The sequence below is a fragment of the Adlercreutzia muris genome (assembly GCF_041223505.1).
Classification (GTDB): domain Bacteria; phylum Actinomycetota; class Coriobacteriia; order Coriobacteriales; family Eggerthellaceae; genus Adlercreutzia; species Adlercreutzia muris.
Map to the genome: position 1 here is coordinate 1 of NZ_JBCLQK010000007.1, position 15,079 is coordinate 15,079.

20 protein-coding genes are annotated in these 15,079 nt (G+C 64.1%); 2 read left to right on the plus strand and 18 right to left on the minus strand.

Translation table 11 applies throughout. From position 1 onward, the window contains the following. Positions 1 to 266: 266 nt before the first annotated feature. The 9 genes from AAK988_RS07620 to AAK988_RS07660 all read right to left on the minus strand — a co-directional run bounded on the left by AAK988_RS07620 (position 267) and on the right by AAK988_RS07660 (position 4,488). Positions 267 to 893: a zonular occludens toxin domain-containing protein gene (locus AAK988_RS07620; protein ID WP_369872417.1), complete on the minus strand. Its 627-nt coding sequence runs from the start codon at positions 891 to 893 to the stop codon at positions 267 to 269. An 8-nt stretch (positions 894 to 901) separates the two neighbouring features. Further along, a complete protein-coding gene (locus tag AAK988_RS07625; protein WP_369872418.1) occupies positions 902 to 1,159 on the minus strand; it encodes a hypothetical protein in 258 nt (85 codons plus the stop codon). Next, entirely contained in the window at positions 1,156 to 2,754 is a 1,599-nt protein-coding gene (locus tag AAK988_RS07630; protein WP_369872419.1) for a hypothetical protein, read from the minus strand. Before AAK988_RS07630 ends, AAK988_RS07625 begins: the two co-directional genes overlap by 4 nt. A gap of 77 nt (positions 2,755 to 2,831) precedes the next feature. Next, on the minus strand, positions 2,832 to 2,996 hold the full coding sequence (locus AAK988_RS07635) for a hypothetical protein (RefSeq protein ID WP_369872420.1): 165 nt from the start codon (positions 2,994 to 2,996) through the stop codon (positions 2,832 to 2,834). A 16-nt stretch (positions 2,997 to 3,012) separates the two neighbouring features. Further along, positions 3,013 to 3,168, minus strand: a complete 156-nt coding sequence (locus AAK988_RS07640) for a hypothetical protein (RefSeq protein WP_369872421.1) — start codon at positions 3,166 to 3,168, stop codon at positions 3,013 to 3,015. Positions 3,169 to 3,261: 93 nt separating this feature from the next. Then, positions 3,262 to 3,471 (minus strand): hypothetical protein, encoded by a 210-nt coding sequence (locus tag AAK988_RS07645; protein WP_369872422.1) that lies wholly within the window; start codon positions 3,469 to 3,471, stop codon positions 3,262 to 3,264. Between the two features lies 1 nt (position 3,472). Beyond that, positions 3,473 to 3,847, minus strand: a complete 375-nt coding sequence (locus AAK988_RS07650; RefSeq protein ID WP_369872423.1) for a hypothetical protein — start codon at positions 3,845 to 3,847, stop codon at positions 3,473 to 3,475. Then, a complete protein-coding gene (locus AAK988_RS07655; protein ID WP_369872424.1) occupies positions 3,848 to 4,189 on the minus strand; it encodes a hypothetical protein in 342 nt (113 codons plus the stop codon). Positions 4,190 to 4,242: 53 nt separating this feature from the next. Further along, on the minus strand, positions 4,243 to 4,488 hold the full coding sequence (locus AAK988_RS07660; RefSeq protein WP_369872425.1) for a hypothetical protein: 246 nt from the start codon (positions 4,486 to 4,488) through the stop codon (positions 4,243 to 4,245). Between the two features lie 87 nt (positions 4,489 to 4,575). On the opposite strand from AAK988_RS07660, the gene AAK988_RS07665 reads away from it, so the two are divergent. Together AAK988_RS07665 and AAK988_RS07670 are read left to right on the plus strand one after the other, a co-directional pair. Continuing rightward, the gene (locus tag AAK988_RS07665) at positions 4,576 to 5,172 is read left to right on the plus strand and encodes a hypothetical protein (protein WP_369872426.1); all 597 of its coding nucleotides are present in this window, start codon (positions 4,576 to 4,578) and stop codon (positions 5,170 to 5,172) included. A gap of 135 nt (positions 5,173 to 5,307) precedes the next feature. Next, positions 5,308 to 6,237: a prenyltransferase gene (locus tag AAK988_RS07670; RefSeq protein WP_369872427.1), complete on the plus strand. Its 930-nt coding sequence runs from the start codon at positions 5,308 to 5,310 to the stop codon at positions 6,235 to 6,237. A gap of 2 nt (positions 6,238 to 6,239) precedes the next feature. Here the strand turns inward: AAK988_RS07670 and gluQRS are convergent, their stop codons facing one another. Genes gluQRS through AAK988_RS07715 form a run of 9 tightly spaced genes read right to left on the minus strand, consistent with a single transcriptional unit; the run spans position 6,240 to position 15,074 of the window. Further along, positions 6,240 to 7,187, minus strand: coding sequence for a tRNA glutamyl-Q(34) synthetase GluQRS (gluQRS, locus tag AAK988_RS07675; protein WP_369872428.1), 948 nt, complete (start codon positions 7,185 to 7,187; stop codon positions 6,240 to 6,242). A 15-nt stretch (positions 7,188 to 7,202) separates the two neighbouring features. Beyond that, a complete protein-coding gene (locus AAK988_RS07680) occupies positions 7,203 to 8,585 on the minus strand; it encodes a phenylacetate--CoA ligase family protein (protein ID WP_369872429.1) in 1,383 nt (460 codons plus the stop codon). Beyond that, the gene (locus AAK988_RS07685) at positions 8,582 to 9,031 is read right to left on the minus strand and encodes an ACT domain-containing protein (RefSeq protein ID WP_151431258.1); all 450 of its coding nucleotides are present in this window, start codon (positions 9,029 to 9,031) and stop codon (positions 8,582 to 8,584) included. Before AAK988_RS07685 ends, AAK988_RS07680 begins: the two co-directional genes overlap by 4 nt. Positions 9,032 to 9,036: 5 nt before the next feature. Further along, positions 9,037 to 9,630 carry an indolepyruvate oxidoreductase subunit beta gene (locus tag AAK988_RS07690; RefSeq protein ID WP_151431244.1) on the minus strand — a complete coding sequence of 198 codons (594 nt, stop codon included), beginning with the start codon at positions 9,628 to 9,630 and terminating at the stop codon, positions 9,037 to 9,039. Positions 9,631 to 9,640: 10 nt separating this feature from the next. Then, complete coding sequence (locus AAK988_RS07695) at positions 9,641 to 11,365, minus strand: thiamine pyrophosphate-dependent enzyme (RefSeq protein ID WP_369872430.1); 1,725 nt, start codon at positions 11,363 to 11,365, stop codon at positions 9,641 to 9,643. Positions 11,366 to 11,404: 39 nt separating this feature from the next. After that, on the minus strand, positions 11,405 to 11,845 hold the full coding sequence (locus AAK988_RS07700) for an FHA domain-containing protein (protein ID WP_135969856.1): 441 nt from the start codon (positions 11,843 to 11,845) through the stop codon (positions 11,405 to 11,407). Between the two features lie 13 nt (positions 11,846 to 11,858). Next, the gene (locus tag AAK988_RS07705; RefSeq protein ID WP_369872431.1) at positions 11,859 to 13,346 is read right to left on the minus strand and encodes a D-alanyl-D-alanine carboxypeptidase family protein; all 1,488 of its coding nucleotides are present in this window, start codon (positions 13,344 to 13,346) and stop codon (positions 11,859 to 11,861) included. Beyond that, entirely contained in the window at positions 13,336 to 13,767 is a 432-nt protein-coding gene (locus tag AAK988_RS07710; protein WP_135969858.1) for an ACT domain-containing protein, read from the minus strand. Before AAK988_RS07710 ends, AAK988_RS07705 begins: the two co-directional genes overlap by 11 nt. Then, on the minus strand, positions 13,767 to 15,074 hold the full coding sequence (locus AAK988_RS07715) for a phenylacetate--CoA ligase family protein (protein ID WP_262999672.1): 1,308 nt from the start codon (positions 15,072 to 15,074) through the stop codon (positions 13,767 to 13,769). The genes AAK988_RS07710 and AAK988_RS07715 overlap by 1 nt, the downstream gene beginning before the upstream one ends. Positions 15,075 to 15,079: the final 5 nt, after the last annotated feature.

Genomic DNA, 15,079 nt, shown 5'->3' on the forward strand with positions numbered 1-15,079 from the left:
TCGGCGCACACCGACCGATAGCGGACAAGCGCACCGATGGCTCGCGGAATCACGGACTGAAAACGCCGCAATAATCATTCGCGGCAACGGAACAGATCAGCGGCGATAGCGAAAAACCCTCCGAAACGCCATGTGCGCCGCTGTGCGCCCTGCTTCCAGTATCGAATGGAATTCGACCCCTGGAAGCAGGGCGAAAAGGGGAGACGGCAGCGAATACGCCCGAGCGGGCCACGGGGCGCGGCGGCAGGGGCCCCAAACCCCACCGCCTACGCCCCGGGCACCTGCTCGAAGCGGTTATAGCTGTCGTAAACCCTGAAATACGCCCTGCGCGGGAGAAGCCAGGTACAGCCCACGCGCTCGCGGAGGCCGTAATAGTAGCTGACGGAGGCGAACAGCTTGCCGCCAAAGGGAAGGGAGAGCAGAAGGCCCCTCATCCCGAAGTTTGACAGCTTGCGATGGTTCGCCTCGATCTCTATAAGGCTGCGAATCTGCCTATCAAGCATCCTATCAAACTGGGCAATAAGAACGATCTTGTAGCCGTAGTGGCGGTGCTGGCTGAAGAACTCAATCCAGTCCATGCGCCGCTGGCTCGCCCCCTTGTCCTGCCAGGTGCGCGAGTTGAAAACAAGTTGAGCCTCGTCTATCACCAGCAAGATAGCGTCCTCACGTACGGGTCGCCCATCGAACCAACGCCGCGAGAAGTCATAGAGGAGATCAGGCGCAAGGTCAGAGTTGGGAACGTAGCGGAACAGCTTCCCATAGTTCCTCAACTTGGGGTTAACGTCGAAGTTGCAAACAACGGGCCTCCTCTTAACTTGCAGCGTGTCGCGAATGTCGCGGGCAACATGGAGGCTCTTCCCGCTGCCAGGAGTGCCTGAGTAAAGATAGATCATGGGAACCCCTATCTGTCAACGGTGGAAATGACGCGCTGAACGACCATGGCGACGTTGACGGCGAGCACGAGGCCAATCCAGGTCGTAAGAATGTCGATGAGATCGCCGACAGGAACGAACCAGTTGAGGGCACCGAGGGCATCGGCCACGCCCTGGGGCATGGCGAGGGGGAGCGCCGAGAGATCGACGGCGGGCAGCAGCGAAAGCAGCAGCAGAACCAACTGAAGAGCTGCACCCGTGATGAAATCAATAAGCCCGGTGATCATTCGGAAGCCGCACCCCCTCCCATGAAGATGAAACGGCGGGTATTGGCGAAGAGGACAACAACGAACAGGACGCGGCAGAACCAGCCCGACACGTCAGCAACGGGCTGCATGGGCGCGAGATCGACGCGCATAGGCTCGCCGCCGATCTCGAAATCCCAGACAGGGGCGGCGGCATCATGGCGGACAAGGCCCAAAACCTGCTTAAGCACGGCGGGGATACAGAAGGGGAAAGCACTAGATATAGAGCCCTGAACCTCGGAGGAGAGGGCGCCCAATCGCGAAAAATCCAGATCACCAACTAGAGTGTCGACAATATCGCGGGCAGCGCCAGCCATCATGAGATCAACAATGGTGGCCAACTTCGCATCAATGTAGGAGGTATCAACACTCAAGCCCTTAGCCGACCACGATTCCCAAGCCTTCGCCCACTCAATCAAAATAGTTCGAATGTCTAGAAAAAAATCACCGAAGGAATCATCAAAATCAGAAAGGACACGAACAATAGAAAGAAGATTCTGATTAATACCATAGGAAAGATTGTTAGCGTTCTCAAGAAGGACAGAATTCCCAACGAGAACATCATAGATGTAACCAATGGTGGTAGTGAAGTACCGACCATCATACTGGCTGTGGAGGAACTCATACAACCTATCATTCTGGGCACGAATCTTAAGCCCGTTATCATAGATATAGTAAATCCAGGTAGTGAAATAGCCGTCGTCAATCTTAGACGAGAGAAAAGAATAGAGATCAAAAAAACCCTTGGAAGTCAAAGAGCCATTCTGAACAAGGGCGTTATAGATGTAACCAATGGTGGTAGTGAAGTACCGACCATCATACTGGCTGTGGAGGAACTCATACAACCTATCATTCTGGGCGCGAATCTTAAGCCCGTTATCATAGATGTAGTAAATCCAGGTAGTGAAATAGCCGCCGTCAATCTTCGAATGAAGAAAACTGTACAAAGAAGAAAAGGTATCATTCAAAGAATAGAGCCAGCCAGCGGGAGAATTTTTCGCCCAAACAATCGTATTGCCAGTACCGTAATTATAGCCCCACTGCTGCTTTAACAAATTCAAAGTGGTGAACTGTGGAATAAGTTTCGCGCGATCAACCGTAGAAACCTGTGTGAGCCAAGAATCACTTCCGTAAAACCACGACAGATAATCCTTTACAGTACTCCAAGCAGCAGTAACAATACTTTGAATAGAACCCCATGTTTGCCCAACAGTATCAGAAAGGGAAAAGGCATTAGCGGAGTAAAGCGGCATATCAGCGGCTAAAATTAATCCCCCATCAACTTTCTGAGAAGTTTCTCCTGCTCGCGCTGAAGTTCCATCGTCTGGAAAACGTCCCTCTCCTGCTGCTGCGCCATCTGGGACTGAAGAGCCTGATTCCCACGAATCATCCGCGCCTGAAGTTCCCGCTCCATATCCTCCACCGTCTGATTCTTCTTGCGCGGCTTGCGACTGAACATGGGAAACCTCCTGACCGTCGGCGGACTCGTCGGCATAAGCATACCACGACAGAGCCGGGGAGAGCGAGAGCGTTACCGTGAGCAGGACGGACAGGGGAGCACGGAAACGAGCGAGCATAAAATCACCTCCTAAGATGAAAAAAGGGGAGGGCCGAAACCCTCCCCGAAGCCCAGGTTAGCAAGGGCGGGAACCGACTAAGCGCCCGAGGTGAAGCGCTTGACCAGCTTCCACGTCGCGGTGATCGCGATGAAGATGGCGGCCACACCCAGGATGGTGGGCAGGTTCGCGCCAATCACGGTCTGGATGGACGTGGAAAGCTGCGTAACGGCAGTTCCAATGGCAGTGGTGATAGTCTCCATTTCACACCTCCTCTCGTCAGATGAGACTACGAATCAAGCTCAGAAGCTTGAATGTTCCGAAGCTGAGGAGACCCAGGAACAACCCCAGCATGAAACCAGCGGGAACGGCTGCGAAGAGCGACACGAGGAAATCAAGCCAGCCGGCAACTTGATAGGTCTCGAGAATTTCCAAGGCGATCACCTCAATAAAAATGGTCGAAGAGCACTAAGGCAAGGGCACCAAGAAAAGAGCTCACGAGACAAAGAAGCATGAACAGTTGCGCGGTCACAGCGCCGCCGCCAGGAAGCAGAGCACCAGGACGGCGGTGAGCGCCCAGGGCGGCAGCTTGAGGAGCAGGGGACGCTTGCCCCAATCGTCGCGCCAGCGGTCTTTGGCCCAGGCGGTCACGATCTTCAAGACCTCGTAGACCGCGAAGGCGTAGGCGAGCACGCCGACGAGGGACAGAATGACAAGGACGTTAAGAAGGGATTCCATCTTAAGACCTCCACTTATCGGAGAACGCGAGCCAGAGGATCGCGCCCAGGTTGAGCAGGAAAGCCAGCAGCAGGAATACGAGAAGAACCGTCTGCATGTACTGGAAGGACATGAGGTCTCCGAAGAACCCGGAGGGAACCTCCACCGAGGAGTGAACCTCGGTGACCCACCCGCCGTCATCGGCGGCGGGCTCGGCGGGGGCCAGGTTGGCGGCCTCCTCCCCGTCGGGCTGCGGAACCTCCTCGGCCTCGTCGGGGCGGGACAAGATTTCAAGCTGCTTGAAGGACAGTTCGCGAATCTGGGCAACGTCCTGGCCGATGCCCTTGAGCGTGGCGGCCGCATCGACGGCCAGGCCAGCGGCTTCCGTCTCATCCATCTAAGCCACCTCCTCTACGAGATCGGGGAAAGGGCAGAGAGGGGAGCGGGAAGGGGGAGCGCCGTAAAAGTGCTTGTAACGGCCCTCGTCCTCGTAGTCGATGAGGCCGTGGCGCGGATCCCGGTAACACTCCTCATCGAACATATCCGCAACTTGGGAAAGCTGCGCGACGATAAGGCGGATAAAGAAACGCGCCTCGGGATGGTCGGCGTAACTCATGACAACATTGCCGTTGAAGCGATTCATAGCGACAGAAAGCAACTCGCCGCGGGGGATGTCGATGAACTGCGCGGCTTCCTCCACATTGTCCAGGGGAAAAATGATGTGATGCGAAAGGCCCATTTAGCACCTCCTTAAGTTCACAAGTGTTATGTAAAGTCCAGGGGATGCGGGCGCTACAGCTCGTAGGAATCGTAAACGAGCTTACAAAACTTCTCGCCAGCGTTCACGCGGAGAATGACGCAACAATTCACCTGCTCTTCGGGAAGCGCGTTCGATTCCTTGGGAATGGACACCTTCACCAGCTTCTTTGCCTCGGTGTCGTAGAAACGCGCATTGTGATACTCAACCTTGCGCCCCGTCTCATCGGTAAAATCGCCCTTCTGCTCATCGAGCAGAAAACCGTTCAAATGAGTAACCATGATCAACCTTCCTTTCGGTTAGAATTATCGGAAGCGCCCACGCGCTCCGTTCACGGATACCTTAAACCGATCTGAAAGGCTGATAATATGGATTATGTAAAGTCTAAATCCTTTACCCTTGCCCATGGAATTCTCGTTCTGTTGGTGGCCATCATGATGATCGCGGCTGCCTGCTCGCTCTCAGGTTGCCTGGGCAGCCCGAGCGACGAGGACGCCATCCGCGCGAAGCTCACTTCGGAACTCGACAGCATCAAGAACCTCGACGACTCCTTCGTCAACGAATTCTCCGAGAGCATCAACATGAGCCAGTTGTCGGTCTACGGCATCGACGGCGTGGCCTTCATGAAGTCCTACCTCGACGGCTTCGACTACGCCATCGATTCCATCGCCGTGGACGGCGACCGGGCCACCGCGCAGATCACCATCACCTGCAAGAGTTACACGGGCTATCAGGGCGCCCTCCAAAACGCCGTGACCGACATCACTGCGAATCCCGACGAGATCGCTGCCTTGTCGAGCGATGAGATCAACCAGCGCATCGGCGAGATCGTCATCGGCTCTCTCGACGGCGTGGAACTGGCGGCCACCGAGCCGGTCACCATCACCTACACCAAGGTGGACGGCCAGTGGGAGCCGGCATCGTCGACATCCGGGGACATCGCGGCAGCGCTCATGACCAACTAGGGCCATCAACCTTATATCTTCACGGAAGGCACCGCGTACCCGGTGCCTTCTTCTATAATAGCCCCACCGCGCATAATCAGCGAACAGGACAGCCCCGCTGTGCGATCGGCAGACGGCCCGAACAAGAAAGCGAACATGAGTACGAAACAGCATTCCGACGATAGGGGAGCGTTCGCTCCTCTCTCCCCTGCCCTGATCTGGCAGCTTTCCGCCCCCCACACCTGGCCCGCGGCCATCATGCCCGTGCTCATCGCCTGCGCCTGCGCCCTCGCGACCACGGGCGCCGTCTCCCCTGCCATGGCCTGGCTGCTTTTGGTCATCTGCATTCTCATGCAATCATCGGTGAATACGTTCAACGACTACTTCGACTACGTGAAGGGCGCCGACTCGGCCGACGACAACGTGGAGGTCACCGATGCCGTCCTCGTCTACAACCACGTGAACCCGCGCTCAGTGCTCGCCGCAGCCATCGCCCTGCTCACCGCGGCCTTCCTCCTCGGCATCATCGTCATCCTCAAGGCGGGCCTCACCCCGTTGGCTATCGCCCTCGTGGGGGCCGTCATCGTCGTGGCCTACTCGGGGGGCAAAACGCCGCTGTCCTATCTTCCCGTCGGGGAGGCCGTAAGCGGTCTTGTCATGGGAGGTCTCATACCCCTGGCCTGCTACCAGGTGCTCACCGGCTCCCTCGACTTCCTCATGCTGCTGTGGGCCGCGCCCACCGTCATCGGGGTGGGACTCATCATGATGACCAACAACACCTGCGACATCGAGAAGGACATCGAGGCGAATCGTCGCACCCTGCCCGTCCTGCTGGGTCGCCCGCGCGCCCGGACAGCCTATCGCGGTCTCATGGTGCTCTGGATCGCGGCCATTCTCGCCATCGTGCCCATCTGGTTCCCGACGGGCATCGCCGTCCTGCCGTTCCTGCTGCTGGCCGCCTACCCGCTTCTGCGGGCCCTCTGGCTCAACCCCCTCGTTCCCGCCTCGCGCATCGGCGCCATGGGACAGATCGGCAGCGCGAACGTGGCACTGGGCGCTCTCTACGCCGCCGCCCTCCTGTTCTAGGCTCAGCGCCAGGGTATCTGCACCGGATCGGAAAACAGGGTCAGCAGCTCCCCGACGGAGAATTCTCCCAGCAGCTCCTCGGGCATGACGGGATCAGTCGTGGGTGCCAGCCCCGTGATGCCGGCGATGTGCCCGATCACCGCCGCAGGCGTGCCAAAGCGGGCGAGCAGCTCGTCCAAGGCCGCATCGCGATCCCGCTTCGAGAGGCGCCGGCCCCGGTCCCCCGTCACCAGCGGCACATGGCCGTAGACGGGATGGGGCAATTCGAGCAGCTCCTGCAGGTACATCTGCTGGGGCGTGGAGCACAGCAGATCGACGCCCCGTACCACCGAGGTCACCCCCTGGGCCCCGTCGTCCACCACCACGGCCAACTGATAGGCGAAGGCCCCGTCGGCGCGGCGCACGAGGAAGTCGCCGCAGTCGCAGGCCAGGTTCTGACGGTAATCCCCCTGCACGAGGTCGCGCAGGCCCAGGACGCGGTCGGGCACCGTGAGCCGCAGAGCCGGCGCGCGCCCGGCGGCCTCGCGCTCGGCCCGCTTTGCAGCCGGCAGGGCGCGGCACGTCCCCGGGTACACCGGCTTCTCGCCGCGATGGGGCGCCGAGGCGGCATGCAGGTCGGCCCGGGTGCAATAGCAGGGGTACAGCAGATCCCGTGCGGCCAGGGTCTCCAGGGCCGCACGGTAGGCCTCGTCCCGATCATGCTGGAAATAGGGACCGCGATCCCAGAAGAGCCCGAGGCGCTCGAAGTCCCGCTGCACGCCGTCGATGAACGCGGGCTTGGAGCGCTCCCGATCGAGATCCTCCACCCGCAGCACCATCTGACCGCCCTGGGACCGCGCCACGAGCCAGGCCACGAGCGCCGCGAAGATGTTCCCCGCGTGCATGCGCCCCGTGGGCGACGGCGCGAAACGGCCAACGACGGGGATAGCGGGAACTTCAGGAGCATCCATGGAAAGGCCCTTGGGCTACTTCGCCCGTCGGTCGTCCACGTGCTTGGCCTTGCCGATGGCCCGCTCGATGCCGCCAGGCTCCACCAGGCGCACCGAAGGTGCCACCAGCAGGGTTGCCTTCAGCTTCTCGGCGATCTTGCGGCGCAAGGCGTCCATGGTCTCGAAGGAATCGGAGAAGGCCTCGGGGCGCAGCTCGGTCTCCACGATGAGGGAGTCCATGCCGTCCTTCGTCTCCACGATGATATGGTAGTGGGGCGTGACCTCCTCGATGCCCGTGAGCACGTCCTCCACCTGGGAGGGGAACACGTTGGTGCCGCGGATGATGAGCATGTCGTCAGAACGGGAGCGCACCTTGTCCATGCGGGCCAGGGTGCGGCCGCAGGCGCAGGGCCCGGTATGCACGGCCGTCAGATCGTGGGTGCGGTAACGCAGCACGGGGATGCCCTGCTTGCCCAAGGGCGTGAGCACGAGCTCGCCCATCTCCCCCTCGCCCACCGGCTCGCCGGTCTCAGGGTCGATGACCTCCCACAGGAAGTGGTCCTCGGCGATATGCTGCTGGTAGCGCTCGGCCAAGCACTCACCGGACACGCCCGGCCCCATGACCTCGGTGAGCCCGTAGTTATCGGTGCACACGATGTGCATGCGCCGCTCGATCTCGGCCTTCAGGCCCGGCGGGCAGGGCTCGCCGCCGAACAGGCCCACGCGCAGGGACGAGGCCTCCCAGTCGTAGCCCATCTTCTCCCCCACCTCGCAGATGTGCATGGCATAGGAGGGCGTGGCCACGAGCACCGTGGTGCCGTAGTCCTCGATCATCTGGATATGGCGCTCCGTGTTGCCGGCACCGGCGGGAATCATGGCGCAGCCGAGCCGCTGCAGGCCGTAGTGCAGGCCAAAGCCACCGGTGAACATGCCGTAGCCGAAGGCCATCTGGGCCACGTCCCCGGGCACCACGCCGGCCATCTGCACGAGTCGGGCGATGCACTCGCTCCACATATCCATGTCGTCGTCGGTGTAGCCCACCACCACGGGTTTGCCCGTAGTGCCCGACGAGGAATGCAGCTCGCGAATCTCGTCCAGGGGCACGGCGAACAAGCCAAAGGGGAAGGTGTCGCGTAGGACGGCCTTATCGGTGAAAGGCAGCTGGCGCACGTCGGCCAGGGTCTGGATGTCGGCGGGCGCCACCCCCATCTCGTCCATCTTCTCCCGGTAGTAGGGTACGCGCTCGTAGGCGTAGGCCACGGTCTCCTTAAGCTTGGCCAGCTGCACCGCCTCGATCTCCTCGCGCGAAGCGCACTCGATCTCGGCCTTGTACACCGGAAGAAGATCGAAGCGACCCGCGGCCGCGGCGGCCAGGGCGCCCCCCTTCTCCCTCACGTCCATGATCGCGGGAACGCTCATCGCTCGATCTCCTTCCCCTGGCGGGCCGCCGAGAAGCGGGCGATGTCCTCCTGGGTAATCATCTCCACCGGCTCGCTCGCCAGAAGCTCCCGGGCCCGGTCGGGATCGGTGGTGGAGAGCACGATGTAGGTGGAGATCATGGAGTAGCTGTACACCACGTTGATGCCGCAGCGGGCGAGCACCCCCATGACCCGGGCCAGCTCGCCGGGCTCGTCGACGAGCTTCAGGCAGAGCACGGGCGCGACGGTGCAGGCGCAGCCGTCCTGCCGCAGCGCCGCCAGGGCCTCCTCGGGCCTGTCCACCACGAAGCGCAGGATGCCGTACTCGCCGGTATCGGAAGCCGAGAACCCGCGCACCGACACGCCGACCTCCTCGAAGCGGTCGAGCACCCGGCCCAAATGGCCGGGTCGGCTGTTGGCAAAGACGCTGATCTGGGACACCGTCATATCACTCACGCCTCCTCTGTGGTATCCATAAAGGCCCGGCCGGCGGCCAGGGCCGCCAAATTCGCCTCCACGGTACGGGCGGGCACGCGCTCGGCCACGGCGCGCTCCCATATCTCGGCCGGGATATCGAGCGTGGCCGAGAGCGCCCCCACGAGCACCACGTTGGCGCACTTGGGGTTGCCGGCAGCCCGGGCCAGGGCCTCGGCGGGAACGAGCAGCGCCCCGGCCGCGGCCAGGTCTTCCCGGGCCCGGGGCGGCATGGAGGCGGCACCGGTGAGCACGGGCAGCGGCTTGATGGCCGTATCGTTCACGATGAGCGTGCCACCCTCGGCGAGCTGGGGCAGGTTGCGCAGGGCCTCGGTGGTCTCGAAGGCCACCACCACGTCGGCGGCGCCCGGATCGGACACCATGGACCGCACAGCACCGCCCATGCGCACCACTGTGGTCACGGAACCGCCGCGCTGGGCCATGCCGTGGATCTCCGACACCTTCACGTCGAGCCCCGCCGCCAGGCAGGCGGCGGCCAGCAGGTCGGCCGCCAGGATGGTGCCCTGACCGCCGACGCCGCACAAGAGCACGGTCTTGGTCGTCATCTCCATTATCGCTCCCCTATTCCAAAACGATCGCGTTGAAGCGGCAGTACTGCTCGCACTGGCCGCAGCCGATGCAGAGCCCCGTATCGATGGAGGCCACGCCGCTCTCGTCCCGGGCGATGGCCGGGCAGCCGAGCGTGGCACAGGAGCCGCAGGCCGTGCAGGAGCCGTTCACCCAAAAGGGCCGGGCCGCCTTGCGCTCCAGCAGCACGCAGGGAGAACGGAATACGATGACCGAGATGTCGTCTGCGGCCGTGGCCTCCTTGAGGGCCGCGCGCACCGCGGCGGCGTCGTTGGGGTCCACCGTCCGCACGTCCTCCACGCCGATGGCGGCCACCACGGCCTCGATGTGCAGCTCGCGGCTGGGGCGCCCCTGCAGGGTCACGCCGTTGAAGGGGTTGCCCTGGCGCCCGGTCATGGCCGTGGTGCGGTTGTCGAGCACGCAGACGGTGCCCGCGCCGCAGTTGTACACCGTGGAGATGAGCGAGCTCAGGCCCGAATGGGCGAAGGTGGAATCGCCGATGACCGCCACCACGGGCCGGTGCTCGGTACCGGCTAAGGCCAGCTCGAAGCCGTGGGCCATGGAGACGGAGGCGCCCATGTCCACCGTGGTATCCATGGCGGCCAGCGGGGGCAGGGCCCCCAGGGTGTAGCAGCCGATGTCCCCGGTAACGATGGCCCGCATGCGGGCGAGCTCCTTGAACACGAGGCGGTGGGGGCAGCCCGGACACAGCGCCGGCGGCCGGGCCGGCAGTCCCTCCACGGCCGGGGCGTGGGGCAATGCCGCGCCGCCGAAGGCCGCCCGCACCAGACCCGGGGACAGCTCCCCGGCCCGGGGCAGCGGGCAGGGCGGCTCGCTCACCGCGATGCCGCAGGCCCGCACGGCATCGGCCAGATAGGCCGAGCCCTCCTCCACCACGTAGAGGCGCTCGACGGAATCGGCGAAGTCGGCCAGGGCCGCGGCCGGAAGGGGCCAGGTGAGGCCCAGCTTGAAGACGGAGGCCTCTGGCAGCCCTTCCACCACATGCTGGTAGGCCGCTCCGGCGCAGACGACGCCGATGTCGCTTCCGCGGCGCACCACCTCGTTGTAGGGGCACTCCTCGGCCCAGGCGCGCAGGGCGTCGATGCGCTCGAGCTGCACAGCACGGCGCGGCTTGGCGAAAGCGGGCATCATGACCCACTTCGCGGGGTTCTTCTCGTAGGGAACGAGGGGGCGCTCCGTGCGCGCGCCGGGCTCCACGGGCGTCTTGGTATGGGAGATGCGCACACTGGAGCGCAGCATCACCGGCACATCGAAGCGCTCGGACAGGTCGAAGGCCTCCCGGGCAAAGCGGAGCGCCTCGGCGGAATCGGCCGGATCCAGGCAGGGCACGGCGGCCGCCTGGGCATAGTAGTGGGAGTCCTGCTCGTTTTGGGAGGAGTACATGCCGGGGTCGTCGGCAGCCAGGATCACCAGGCCGCCCCCCACGCCGGTGTAGGCGGCGGTGAACAGCGGGTCGGCCGCCACGTTCACCCCCACGTGCTTCATGGTAGCGAGCACCCGGGCCCCGGCCGCCGAGGCGCCGACGCCCACCTCCAGGGCCACCTTCTCGTTGACGCACCACTCGGCGTAGACGCCCTCTTTCCGGCCGAAGGCCTCCAGCGTCTCCGTGGAGGGCGTGCCCGGATAGGCCACGCCGATGGCGCAGCCGGCTTCCCAGGCACCTTGGGCGATGGCCTCGTTTCCCGACATCAGTTCCATAGTTCCTCGTCTCTCTCCCAACCAAGGGCCGCAAGCGGCCTAGTTCTCCTCGTATTGCAGGCAGAAAGTGCCGATCTGGATGAAGTCGCCGGGACGCAGGGTGCGCGCCTCCACAGAGTCGTTGTTCACCCACACGCCGTTGAACGAGTTCGCGTCGCGGATGACGTAGCAGGGACCCTCGGGCTCGATGGTGGCGTGCATGCGCGAGACGGTCATGTCGTTCAGGAAGATGGTGCACTGCGGCGCGCGGCCCACGGTAATGGGCTCGCTGCCCAGACCGTAGACCATGCCCACCTTCGGCCCGCGCACCACGGTGAGGGACGCCCGGGTGGGGGCCACATCGCAGGCGAGCACGGCATCGCCCTCCACCGACAGCGGCTTGAAGGCCTGGGTCGCACCGAGGAGCTTGAAGCCGCAGGTGGGGCACACGGCATCATCGGGCGATACCGCATGGGAGCAGACGGGGCACAGTTCGGTCATAGCCGTTCTCCTTCTATTCGCTGGCCCCGGACGCCGGGGCCCCTTGCTGGTCGTCGGTCGCCCCATCGCCGTCGGCCGGGGCCCTATCCTCCTCGCCGGAGGCGATGGCGGCCACGGACTGGTCGGAACGGGTTGGCGCCTTGTCGTAGATGAGCGGGGTCTCGTTCACCACCACGGGCTCGGCCACAAGCTCGGTGCCCCCGAAGCCGGCCCACAGGCGCTCCCACCAGATGGCGATGGCCTGGAAGAAGTCGGGGGCGGCCGCGTCCTCGGCGGCCACGAGATCCTGAGTGGCGATGGGCTTGCCGGCCTGGTAGAAGGTGGCGGTGCCCACTTTATCGCCGGCCCGCACCGAGCCGTTCAAATCGTCGAAGACGAGCTCCTGGCTCACGTTGCCCTCGGGAGCGAACACCTCCACGGCGGCCTTCGGATCGGCGAAGGTGGCGTTCACGCGCTTGTCGGTCCAGGCAGTGAAGGGCACCTCGGCGATGAGGGGCACCTCCTCGGCGCGGCCGTCCGCGGTCATGGTCACCGTGCGGTCGCTGTGGGCGAGGCGGTAGCTCACGCGGTTGTCGTAGACCCAGTCGAAGAGGATCTTCGTGTCCTCGAAGCGGGCGGTCTCCGAGGGGCAGCCGAGCACCACGGCGATAAGGTCGCCGCTGCCCCGGTTGCAGGCCCCGGCGAAGGAGTTGCCCGCAGCCTCGGTGTAGCCGGTCTTGATGCCGCAGGCGCCCTCGTAGACACCGAGCAGCAGGTCGGAGGACACCAGATCGAGGGTGACCGCCTGGCCATCGGGCTTGGCCACGGTGATCTGGGCCGTCTGCTGGGCCACAATGGAGCGGAAGGTCTCGTTCTCCATGGCGTAGGCGCACATGAGGGCCACATCGCCGGCCGTGGAGTACATCTCGTTGTCGAACTCGTCGATGTCGAGCCCGTGGGGGTTCGCGAACAGAGAGTGCTCCATGCCCAGCTCGGCGGCCTTGGCGTTCATGGCGTCCACGAAGGCCTCGTTGGCCGACTGGCCGTCCCGGGCAAGCCCCGCCCCCACGGCCTCCGCGATGGCGATGGCGGCATCGTTGCCCGAGGGCACCATGAGCCCGGTGAGGGCCGCCTGGAGGGTGAGCGTGTCGCCGGCCTGGAGGTTCGCCGAGGACTCGCCCACGGCGGCGGCCTCCGGCGATACGGTCACCTTCGTGTCCAGGGGCAATCCGGAATCCAGGGCCACGATGGCCGTCATCACCTTGGTGATGGAGGCGATGTGGGACTGGGTGTCGGCATCGCGGGCGAAGAGCACCGCGCCGTTCTCATCGGTGAGCACGGCATAGGACGCCGTGATGTTGGGGCAGGCCACGGCCGGCAGTCCCCGCGCCTCCACGGTCTGGCCGAGAATCACATCGGTGCCGCGCACATCGGCGGCGGCCGGCACAGGGGCGGCCAGGGGCAGGGCCAGGGCGCCGGCCAGCAGCAGGGCCCCGAGCCAGGAGCGGCGCTTAGTCCTCATCGACAACATAGACCTCTTCCGGAGCGAGAATCTTGAAGCCCGCGGCGGCCAGGGCCTCCTCGGCCCCCTCCCCCTCGATCTTCAGCACGTCCACGGCAGTGCCGCCGGCCACCGAGAAGCAGTAGCCGTACTCGACGTTCATGGACGCCTCATGGCAGAAGCCCAAAAGCCGGGCCAGGGCGCCGGGCTCATCGGCCACGGAAACGGCGATGACCGGCGTGATGGAGGCGCGAAATCCCGCCTCGGCGAGCACGGCGGCGGCGCGGTTGGGCCGGTCGCAAAAGATGCGCACGATGCCGAAGTCGGCCGTGTCGGCGATGAAGAGCGCCGCCAGGTTGATGTCGGCGTCGGCCAGGGTGCGGCAAGCCGCGGCCAGGCGCCCCTTCTCGTTGGCGAGGAATACCGTCAGCTGCGAGATCATTAGTGGGTCTCTCCTCTCAGGTCGATGACGCGCTTTGCCTTGCCCTCGGAGCGGGCGATAGTCTTGGGCTCCACGAACTTGATGTCCACGGCCACCTGCAGATTGCCCTTGAGCGCCGCGCCCAAGCGTCCGCGCAGATCCTCCAGGGCGCGCACCTCGTCGATGGGGAAATCGGGCTCGGTCTCCACCTGGAGCTCCACGTGGTCGAGGGGCCCGCGGGAAGTGAGCACGATCTGGTACTGGGTGGCCACCTCGGGGAACTCGGTGATGACCTGCTCGATCTGGGACGGGAACACGTTCACGCCGCGGATGATGAGCATGTCGTCGGTACGGCCCAGGATGCGGCCGATCTTGCGGTGGGTGCGACCGCAGGCACAGGGCTCGGCGCTGATGGAGGTGACGTCGCGGGTGCGGTAGCGGATCATGGGCGAGCACTCGCGGGTGAGCGTCGTGATGACGAGCTCGCCCACTTCCCCGTCGGGCAGCACCTCCAGGGTGTCCGGGTCGATGATCTCGCAGTAGAACTGGTCCTCGGCGATGTGCAGGCCGCCGCGCTCGGCGCATTCCATGGCCACGCCCGGGCCCATGATCTCCGAGAGGCCGTAGACGTCGCAGTACTGCAGCCCCAGCTTGTCGGCGATCTCCTGGCGCATGTTCTCCGAGCAGGGCTCGGCGCCGAAGATGCCGCCGGAGATCTGGAACTCGGTGGCCGGATCGTAGCCCATCTCGATGGCCGTGTCGGCGATGAGCAGGGCGTAGGAGGGGGTGCAGCACAGAATATCGGTCTTGCAGTCCTTGAGCATCTGCACCTGGCGCTTGGTGTTGCCCGAAGAGGTGGGGATGACGGTGCAGCCCATGGCCTCGCCGCCGGCGTGCGCGCCCAAGCCGCCGGTGAACAGACCGTAGCCGTAGGACACCTGGATGGTGGATTCGCGCGAGCCCCCTACCATGGCGATGCCGCGGGCGAAGCAGTCGCCCCAGTTCTCTAGGTCGGCGGCGGTGTGGCCTACCACCGTGGCCTGGCCCGTGGTGCCCGAGGAGGCATGGATGCGGGCCACGTCGCCGTTCTCGCGGGCGAACATGCCGAAGGGGTAGTTGTCGCGCATGTCCTGCTTCACCACAAAGGGAAAGCGCGTAAGATCCTCGAGGCTTTCCAGGTCGTCGGGGGTCACGCCGGCCGCGTCGAAGCGCTCTCGGTAGAGCGGCACGTTCTCGTAGGCGTTGCGCAGCGACTCCCGCAAACGCTCCAGTTGCAGCGCCTGCAGCTCCGCGCGGGGCATGGTCTCGATTTCCGGCTGAAAGTACACAGCTG